The following is an 8,529-nucleotide window of genomic DNA, read 5'->3' on the forward strand; positions in this document are numbered from 1 at the left end:
CCCTCCGCCCCGTGCGGCGCCTCCGGCGGGCCGCCGGCGGCCCGCCGGAGGCGCCGCACGGGGCGGAGGGCGCGCCGGAGGGCGCGCCCGCGCCTGCCGCGGAGGCCGAGGCACCTGCGCCGGAGGCCGGCCCCGGGCCTGGCGGGCCCGCTCCCGCAACCGTGCCTGCCCCGGAGACCGCTCCGGCGGACGCCGTCGGGTCGCCCGCGCTCGCGCCGGCGGAGGGCGCCCCTGCGGTGGACGCCCCCGCCCCGGAGGCGCCGCACGGGGCGCAGGCCGCCCCGGAGGGCGCGCCCGCGCCTGCAGCGGAAGCCGGCGCCGGGCTCGGCGGCCCCGCTCCCGAGACCGGGCCCGCGTCCGCCCCGGACGCCGCTCCCGAGACCGAGGAGCCTGCGTCCGTCCCGGATGCCGCTCCCGAGACCGAGGAGCCTGCGTCCGTCCCGGATGCCGCTCCCGAGACCGAGACCGAGCCCGCGTCCGTCCCGGACGCCGCTCCCGGCCCCGACGGGCCCGCGGTGGCGGGGGGTGCGCGGGAGGGGGACGGGCGGTTCACGGTGCGGCTGGCCAACTTCGAGGGGCCGTTCGACCTGCTGCTCCAGCTGATCGCCAAGCACAAGATGGACGTCACCGAGGTCGCCCTCTCCAAGGTCACCGACGAGTTCATGGCGCACATCCGCTCGATGGGGGCCGACTGGGACCTCGACCAGACCACGGAGTTCCTTGTCGTCGCCGCCACGCTGCTCGATCTCAAGGCGGCACGGCTGCTCCCGGCCGCTGAGGTGGAGGACGAGGCCGACCTCGCGCTGCTCGAAGCGCGGGACCTGCTGTTCGCGCGGCTGCTCCAGTACCGCGCGTACAAGCGGATCGCCGAGATCTTCGAGCGGCGGCTCGACGACGAGGCGCGGCGCTTCCCGCGGACCGTGGGGCTCGAACCGCACCACGCCGACCTGCTTCCCGACGTCGTGATCAGCATCGGCGCCGAGGGCTTCGCACGGCTCGCGGTGAAGGCGATGCAGCCGAAGCCGAAGCCCCAGGTGTACGTCGACCACATCCACGCGCCGCTGGTCAGCGTCCGGGAACAGGCCGAGGTGGTCGTGGCCCTGCTCAGGGAGCGCGGCACGGCCAGCTTCCGTGAGCTGACCGAGGGCGTGGACGACACCCTCACCGTCGTCGCGCGCTTCCTCGCCCTGCTGGAGCTGTACCGGGAGAAGGTCCTCGTGCTGGACCAGCCGGAGGCGCTCGGGGAGCTCACCGTCACCTGGGCGGCGGGGGACGGGGCCGCCGAGGTCACGGTGACCGACGAATTCGACCAGGTCGTGGAGGAGAAGGAGTGAGCGAGCTCAAGCCCGCGCTGGAGGCCGTCCTCATGGTCGTCGACGAGCCGGCCACCGAGGAGCACCTCGCCAAGGTGCTGGAGGTGCCCCGCAGGGCCGTGGCCGACGCCCTGCGGGAGCTCGCGGACGAGTACACCGTCCAGGGGCGCGGATTCGAGCTGCGGCTCGTGGCGGGCGGCTGGCGGTTCTACAGCCGTCCCGCGCACGCCGCGGCCGTCGAGCGCTTCGTCCTCGACGGCCAGCACGCCCGGCTCACCCAGGCCGCCCTGGAGACGCTCGCGGTCGTCGCCTACCGCCAGCCGGTCAGCCGGTCGAGGGTGTCGGCGGTGCGCGGGGTGAACTGCGACGGGGTCATGCGCACCCTGCTCCAGAGGGGTCTGGTCGGGGAGGCGGGCACGGAACCCGAAACAGGTGCGATCCTGTACAGGACGACGAACTACTTCCTGGAGCGGATGGGCCTGCGCGGCCTGGACGAACTTCCGGAGCTCGCGCCCTTCCTTCCGGAGGCGGACGCGATCGAGGCGGAGACGCAGGAAGGGATTCTGTCGTTCGACCCGGATGCACCGGAGGCACCGGGCCGTGAGGACGCAGACGACAAGACGGACATTTGATGCGAAGCAGCAGCGGCAGGAACAGCAGCGGAAACAACGGCGGGAGCCGTGGTGGCAACAGCGGCGGCCGCGGCAGCAGCGGTGGCGGCGGGCGTGGCGGCAGCGCCGGCGGCGCCGGGCGCGGCGGCAGCGGTGGCGGCGGGCGTGGCGGCAGCGCCGGCGGCGGCGGGCGCGGCAACTACCGGGGCGCGGGCAACAGCCGCGACGACCGGCAGGGGGGCGGCCGGCCCCGCAATCCCCGTCCCGAGGAGCGCCGCTACGACGTGGACATGCCCTCCGACGGCCCGAAGAAGGGGCGCGGGGACGCGGCCCGCGGCGGTGCGAAGGGCGGCCCCCGGCAGTCCCCGCAGCGCGGTGGCGGCCGCACCGCCCCCGCCCGCTCGCGCGAGTACGACGCCCGCGCCGAGCAGCGCAACCGCGAGCGGTACGAGAACAAGCCGCAGATCAAGACCCCCAAGACGTTCGGGGAGCAGGAGGGCGAGCGGCTCCAGAAGGTGCTGGCCCGGGCCGGCATGGGCTCGCGCCGCGCGTGCGAGGAGCTGATCGACGCGGGCCGCGTCGAGATCAACGGCAAGATCGTGATCGAGCAGGGTGTCCGCGTGGACCCCGAGAAGGACGAGATCAAGGTCGACGGCCTGACCGTCGCGACCCAGTCCTACCTGTTCTTCGCGCTGAACAAGCCCGCCGGTGTCGTCTCCACGATGGAGGACCCGGACGGGCGCCAGTGCCTCGGCGACTACGTCACCAACCGCGAGACCCGGCTCTTCCACGTCGGCCGGCTGGACACCGAGACCGAGGGCATCATCCTGCTCACCAACCACGGTGAACTGGCCCACCGCCTCACCCACCCCAAGTACGGCGTGAAGAAGACCTACCTGGCCGCCATCCAGGGCCCGCTGCCCCGTGAGGTGGGCAAGCGCCTCAAGGACGGCATCCAGCTGGAGGACGGCTACGCACGCGCCGACCACTTCCGGGTCGTCGAGCAGATCGGCAAGAACTACCTGGTCGAGGTGGTCCTCCACGAGGGCCGCAAGCACATCGTGCGCCGGATGCTGGCCGAGGCGGGCTTCCCCGTCGAGAAGCTGGTGCGGACCGCGTTCGGTCCCATCGCGCTCGGCGACCAGAAGTCCGGCTGGCTGCGCCGGCTGACCAACACCGAGGTCGGCATGCTGATGAAGGAGGTCGGTCTCTAGGACCGGCCCCCCGCCCGCACCCGGAGCCCGCGACCGTCAGGTCGCGGGCTCCCGGCATGCGGCGGCCGCGCCCGTGTGCCGCCCCCGCCGTGCCGCAGCCGGTCCGGGTCCGGAAAACCCTTGTGGCGAAGCACCGCCAGCATTTATGGTCACAGTGACCATTAAGGAGGTCGGTGTGAGCCTCGCAGACATGCTCCAGCCCTTGCAGCAACCGCTGTTCACCCTGCTCGACACGCCCGTCAGCTGGGTCGAGGTCCTCGGATTCGGCAGCGGCGCGCTCTGCGTCTGGCTCGTCGCCCGCCAGCACGTCGCCAACTGGCCGATCGGCATCGCCAACAACCTCTTCTTCATCCTGCTGTTCACCCAGGCCGGGCTCTACGCCGACGCCGGCCTCCAGATCGTCTTCATCGCCCTCGCCGCGTACGGCTGGTGGACCTGGACCCACGGGGGTGGACCAGGCTCCGGCACGCTGCCCGTGCGCCGCACGACGCGCACCGAGTGGCTGTGGCTGCTCGCGGCGGGGGCGGTGGGGACCGCCGGGATCACCGTCCTGCTGGACCGGGCCACCGACTCCACGGTCCCCTTCTGGGACGCCCTGACCACCGCGCTCTCCCTGATGGCGACGTACGGCCAGTGCCGCAAGCGCCTGGAGTCCTGGTGGCTGTGGATCGCCGCGGACGTGGTCTACATCCCGCTCTACGCCCACAAGGACCTGTACCTCACCTCGCTGCTCTACGTCGGCTTCCTGACCCTGTGCCTGGCCGGGCTGCGCAACTGGCACCGCGACCTCGCCGCGGGCCGGCCGGGGAACAGCGTGGCGGCGGTCGCATGAGCCGCCACGGACACGGCCTGGTGCTGGGCAAGTTCTATCCGCCGCACGCCGGCCACCACCACCTCGTCCGCACCGCCGCCGAGCGCTGCGAGCGGCTCACCGTGCTGGTGTGCGCCTCCTCCGTGGAGAGCGTGTCCCTCGCGGACCGGGTCGCCTGGATGCGCGAGGTCCACCCCGGCGTCCGGGTGGTCGGGGCCGTCGACGACACCCCCGTCGACCTCCACGACCCCACTGTGTGGGACGCCCACATGGCCGTCTTCACCACTGCCGTCCCCGAACCGGTGGACGCGGTGTACACATCGGAGAACTACGGGGACGAACTGGCCCGCCGCTTCGGCGCCGTGCACGTGTCCGTCGACCCCGACCGCACGGCGTTCCCCGTCTCCGGCACCGCCGTGCGCAAGGACCCGGTCGGCTCCTGGGACTTCCTCGCCCCGCCCGTCCGGGCCGCGCTGACCCGCCGGGTCGTCGTCCTCGGGGCCGAGTCCACCGGCACCACCACCCTCGCCACGGCGCTCGCGGAGCACTACCGCCTGCGCGGCGGCGTCTGGGCGCGCACGCGCTGCGTGCCCGAATACGGCAGGGAGTTCAGCGAGGCCAAGCTCGCCGCCCTGCGCGCCCGGCGCCCGGGGGCCGGCTGGCCGGAGGTGGCGTTCGCCTCCGAGGAGTTCCCGGTCATCGCCCGCGAGCAGGCCGCCCGCGAGGAGGCCGCCGCCCGGGACGGATCGCCGCTCCTCGTCTGCGACACCGACGCCTTCGCCACCACGATCTGGCACGAGCGCTACATGGAGGCCCCCTACCCGGTGGCTCCCGAGCCGCGGCGCCAGCACCTGTGGATCCTGACCGACCACCACGGGGTCGGATTCGAGGACGACGGGCTGCGCGACGGCGAGCATCTGCGGCCCTGGATGACGGCCCGCTTCCGCGAGGAACTGGACCGCACCGGACGCCGCACCGTCGAGGTGACCGGACCGCACGAGCGGCGGCTCGCCGCCGCGGTCGAGGCGGTCGACGCCCTGCTGGACGGCGGCATCCGCTTCGCCGACCCGCTCCCGGAGCGCCGCTGATGGACGCGTACGACCCCGGCGCGTTCCCGCCCTTCGCCGTCACCGTCGATCTGGCCGTCCTCACCGTGCGAGGCGACACACTCCAGGTGCTGCTCGTCGAGCGGGGGCAGGAGCCGTACCGCGGCCACTGGGCGCTGCCCGGCGGGTTCCTGCTGCCCGACGAGTCGGCCGAGTCGGCGGCCCGCCGCGAACTGGCCGAGGAGACCGGCCTGTCGCCGGCGACCGCGGCCGGCCTGCACCTGGAACAGCTGCGCACGTACAGCGAACCGGAGCGCGACCCGAGGATGCGCGTGGTGTCCGTGGCGTTCACCGCGCTCGTGCCGGACCCGCCGGAGCCCCGCGGCGGCGGCGACGCGGCCCGCGCCCGCTGGACGCCGGCCGCCACCGCCGGGCCGCTCGCCTTCGACCACGACCGCATCCTGGCCGACGCCCATGAACGCGTCGCGGCCAAGTTCGAGTACACCTGCGTCGCCACCGCGTTCTGCCCGCCCGAGTTCACCCTCGGCGAGCTCCAGCAGGTCTACGAGACCGTCTGGGGCGTCGAGCTCGACCGGCCCAACTTCCGCCGCAAGGTCCTCGCCACCCCCGGCTTCGTCGAGGCCGTCGAGGGCGGACCGCGCCGCACCGGCGGCCGGGGGAAACCGGCCGCGCTCCACCGGGCCGGCCCCGCCCGCTTCCTGCACCCGCCCCTGCTGCGCCCGGAAGGACGTCACCCATGACCTCGACCACCCCGCGCCCGACCCCGGCCGCTCCCACGCCCGCCGCCGCGAAACGGGCGGCGACCGGCTCCCTGGTCGGGCTGGCGCTCGGGGACGCGCTCGGTTTCCCCACCGAGTTCAGCGACGTCCCGTCGATCCTCGCGAAGTGCGGCCCCTGGCGGACGGCCGAGCTGCCCGAGCCGGCGATCGTCACGGACGACACCCAGATGACCCTCGCCCTCGGCCGGGGCCTGCGGACGGCGATGTCCCGCGGCACCCTCGCGCCGCTGCGGACCGCCCGGCCCGTCCGCGAGGAGTTCGTCGACTGGTACCACTCTCCGGACAACAACCGGGCGCCCGGCCGCACCTGTCTGGAGGCCTGCCGGCTGCTCGACGGCGACCTGCCCTGGCAGGAGGCGAGCCGGATCGGTTCCAAGGGCTGCGGTGCCAACATGCGCGTCGCCCCCGTCGGCCTGGTCCCCGGCCTGAGCGTGGAGCAGCGTGCCGGAGCCGCCCAGCTGCAGTCCGCGCTCACCCACGGCCACCCCACCGCGCTCGCCGCGAGCGACCTGACGGCACACGCCGTACGCCTGCTCGCCGACGGCGCGGAGCCCACCGGGCTGGTCGGCCGGCTGCGCTCCTACGCGCTGGACATGCGCCGCACGTACCACGAGGAGTGGCTGGGGGACCTGTGGCGGCACTCGACCGCCGACGCGAGCCCCGAGGCGTTCATCGCCCGCGGCTGGGACGAGTGCCTCGCCGTGCTGGAGCGCCTCGCCGCGGCCGTGCGCTCGCCGGAGCCCGAGATCGACCCGTGCCTGGTCACCGGGGACGGCTGGATCGCCGAGGAGGCCCTGGCGACGGGCCTGCTGTGCTTCCTGATGTTCCCCGGCGAGCCGCTGACCGCGCTGCGCCGGGCGGCCTGCACCCGGGGCGACTCCGACTCGATCGCCTGCCTCGTCGGTGCCTTCGCGGGCGCCCACCTCGGGGCGGACGCCTGGCCCGCCGCGTGGGCCGGGCGGATCGAGTACCGGGACGAACTGCTGGCCCTCGGCGCCGCCTGGGACGCCTGAGCCGGGCGCGGCCGCCTCCGGCCGGCGGGGCCCGGCACCGTCAGACCAGCAGGATCACGTCCCCCGACACGGTGATCCGCTTCGGCGGCAGCGGCTCGGTCGCCGGGCCGTGCTCCACCGAGGCGTCGGCGATGCGGAACCTGCTGCCGTGACAGGGGCAGGCGATCAGCCCGTCGCTCACCGAGCCGACCGTGCACCGCTGATGGGTGCAGATCGCGGAGAACGCCTCGAACCGGCCGGCCTCCGGCTGGGTCACGACGACCTCCTGCTCCTTGAAGACCGTCCCGCCGCCCACCGGGATGTCCGCCGTGCGTGCGAGCTCCTTCCCGGAGGGGGAGGGCCGCCCGGACGCGGAGGCGCTGTCGGACGCCTCCGGGGTGTCGCCCGTCCGCGGGGCGGACGGGCCGCCGTCGTCCCCGCCGCATCCCGCCACCAGGGCGACCGCACCCGCGGCGCCCGCCGCCAGGACCGACCGTCGGCACGTGTTCATGGCACTCTCCTCGTACGGTGACGTCGCGGCCCGGCATCCGCCGGTGCCACGGGCATCGTCACCGCCCGCGCGCCGCCGGCGTAGCGACCGCGCCCCCGTGTCCGTCCGCCGGCCCAGCGCGGTACGCCGCACAGCCGCGTCAGGGCCGGGGCGCGAGGCCCGTGGCCCGGCCGCTCCCGTCGCGCACCACGGTGGACACCGCCACCACGGCCCCGCGCTCGACGGGACCGTGGACATGCGGATACGAGGTGCCCCCGGCGTCCTCCCAGCGGACCTCGGCCGACAACCGGGCCGGATCGACCGTCAGCACCAGCAGGGGGCCCGGCACGTCGCGGAAGCGGTCGTCCGCGACGGCGAGCGCGGCCGCCTCGTCCGCCGAGCAGTGGACGAAGCCCTCGCCGGCGAGGGAGGCGGGGGCGTACGGGGCGGGAGCACCGGCGGACCACCGGTCCTCGGGCACGACATGGAAGATCATGCGCCTGTTCTAGCGCACCGGACGGCACGGTGCGGGGGCCCCGGGCGCCTGCCGCTCGCACCTGCCGTGCAGGGCCTTGCTGTTTGCCTATAGGGTGTAGGTAAATGCATACTGCATGAAGGACGATGAGGGGAGCGCACATGGCACGCGCCGGGCTGACACCCGAGCGGCTCACCCGGGCCGGAGCCGAGCTCGCCGACGAGGTGGGTCTCGACGGAGTGACCGTCTCCGCGCTCGCCCGCCGGTTCGGCGTCAGGGCCGCCAGCCTCTACGCCCATGTGCGCAGCTCCGACGACCTGATGACCCGGATCGCCCTGCTCGCCCTGGAGGAACTGGCCGACCGGGCCGCCGAAGCGGTGGCGGGCAGATCCGGCAAGGACGCCCTGGCCGCCTTCGCCGACGCCTACCGCGACTACGCCCGCGAACACCCCGGCCGCTGGGCCGCGACCCGCTTCCCGCTCGACCCCGCMGASSGMCGCCGCGAGCGCCGGCCAGGTGGAGGTGGGGCCGGCCGCCTCGGAGCCGTGGCTGATGGAGCTGCCGTGGTGCAGCCAGACCCGTCCCCGGTCGGCCACGCCCTCCACGGGGGCGTCGGTGCGCAGGGCGACGAGTTCGGTGGTCTCGTTGTGCGGCAGCCAGATCTCCACGGTCTTCTCGCGGTCCGGCAGGCCGGTGAAGCGGACCGTTCCGGGGTCACCGGCGCGGTACTCGGTCGCCCAGGTCTCCATGTCGATGGTGAGCGTGTTGCCGGCGGCG

Annotated in this window: 9 protein-coding genes and 2 pseudogenes; 8 read left to right on the top strand and 3 right to left on the bottom strand. The window is 74.6% G+C overall.

What is annotated here, in order from left to right; all coding sequences use genetic code 11:
* Nucleotides 1-161 precede the first annotated feature (161 nt).
* The 7 genes from EAO77_RS25010 to EAO77_RS25040 all read left to right on the top strand — a co-directional run bounded on the left by EAO77_RS25010 (nt 162) and on the right by EAO77_RS25040 (nt 6,808).
* Nucleotides 162-1,334, top strand: a complete 1,173-nt coding sequence (locus EAO77_RS25010) for a segregation and condensation protein A (protein ID WP_315986114.1) — start codon at nt 162-164, stop codon at nt 1,332-1,334.
* Nucleotides 1,331-1,945: an SMC-Scp complex subunit ScpB gene (scpB, locus tag EAO77_RS25015; protein ID WP_261994130.1), complete on the top strand. Its 615-nt coding sequence runs from the start codon at nt 1,331-1,333 to the stop codon at nt 1,943-1,945. Before EAO77_RS25010 ends, scpB begins: the two co-directional genes overlap by 4 nt.
* A complete protein-coding gene (locus EAO77_RS25020) occupies nt 1,945-3,138 on the top strand; it encodes a pseudouridine synthase (protein ID WP_147990529.1) in 1,194 nt (397 codons plus the stop codon). Before scpB ends, EAO77_RS25020 begins: the two co-directional genes overlap by 1 nt.
* Nucleotides 3,139-3,313: 175 nt before the next feature.
* On the top strand, nt 3,314-3,970 hold the full coding sequence (pnuC, locus tag EAO77_RS25025; protein ID WP_147990530.1) for a nicotinamide riboside transporter PnuC: 657 nt from the start codon (nt 3,314-3,316) through the stop codon (nt 3,968-3,970).
* Complete coding sequence (locus tag EAO77_RS25030; RefSeq protein ID WP_147990531.1) at nt 3,967-5,037, top strand: AAA family ATPase; 1,071 nt, start codon at nt 3,967-3,969, stop codon at nt 5,035-5,037. The genes pnuC and EAO77_RS25030 overlap by 4 nt, the downstream gene beginning before the upstream one ends.
* Nucleotides 5,037-5,756, top strand: coding sequence for an NUDIX hydrolase (locus tag EAO77_RS25035; protein WP_147990532.1), 720 nt, complete (start codon nt 5,037-5,039; stop codon nt 5,754-5,756). Before EAO77_RS25030 ends, EAO77_RS25035 begins: the two co-directional genes overlap by 1 nt.
* The gene (locus EAO77_RS25040) at nt 5,753-6,808 is read left to right on the top strand and encodes an ADP-ribosylglycohydrolase family protein (RefSeq protein WP_147990533.1); all 1,056 of its coding nucleotides are present in this window, start codon (nt 5,753-5,755) and stop codon (nt 6,806-6,808) included. Before EAO77_RS25035 ends, EAO77_RS25040 begins: the two co-directional genes overlap by 4 nt.
* A 40-nt stretch (nt 6,809-6,848) precedes the next feature.
* Here EAO77_RS25040 and EAO77_RS25045 read toward each other — a convergent pair whose 3' ends face one another.
* Together EAO77_RS25045 and EAO77_RS25050 are read right to left on the bottom strand one after the other, a co-directional pair.
* Nucleotides 6,849-7,298: a Rieske (2Fe-2S) protein gene (locus tag EAO77_RS25045; protein WP_147990534.1), complete on the bottom strand. Its 450-nt coding sequence runs from the start codon at nt 7,296-7,298 to the stop codon at nt 6,849-6,851.
* Between the two features lie 139 nt (nt 7,299-7,437).
* Nucleotides 7,438-7,773 carry a DUF952 domain-containing protein gene (locus EAO77_RS25050; RefSeq protein WP_147990535.1) on the bottom strand — a complete coding sequence of 112 codons (336 nt, stop codon included), beginning with the start codon at nt 7,771-7,773 and terminating at the stop codon, nt 7,438-7,440.
* A 140-nt stretch (nt 7,774-7,913) separates the two neighbouring features.
* On the opposite strand from EAO77_RS25050, the pseudogene EAO77_RS40355 reads away from it, so the two are divergent.
* Nucleotides 7,914-8,015 (top strand): annotated as a pseudogene (locus tag EAO77_RS40355) (TetR family transcriptional regulator); the annotation flags it as partial.
* Nucleotides 8,016-8,231: 216 nt separating this feature from the next.
* Here EAO77_RS40355 and EAO77_RS40360 read toward each other — a convergent pair.
* Nucleotides 8,232-8,529: pseudogene (locus EAO77_RS40360) on the bottom strand (lipase); the annotation flags it as partial.

Origin of the sequence: Streptomyces sp. T39 (assembly GCF_008042045.1) — a bacterium.
In the GTDB taxonomy this organism is placed as follows: Bacteria; Actinomycetota; Actinomycetes; order Streptomycetales; family Streptomycetaceae; genus Streptomyces.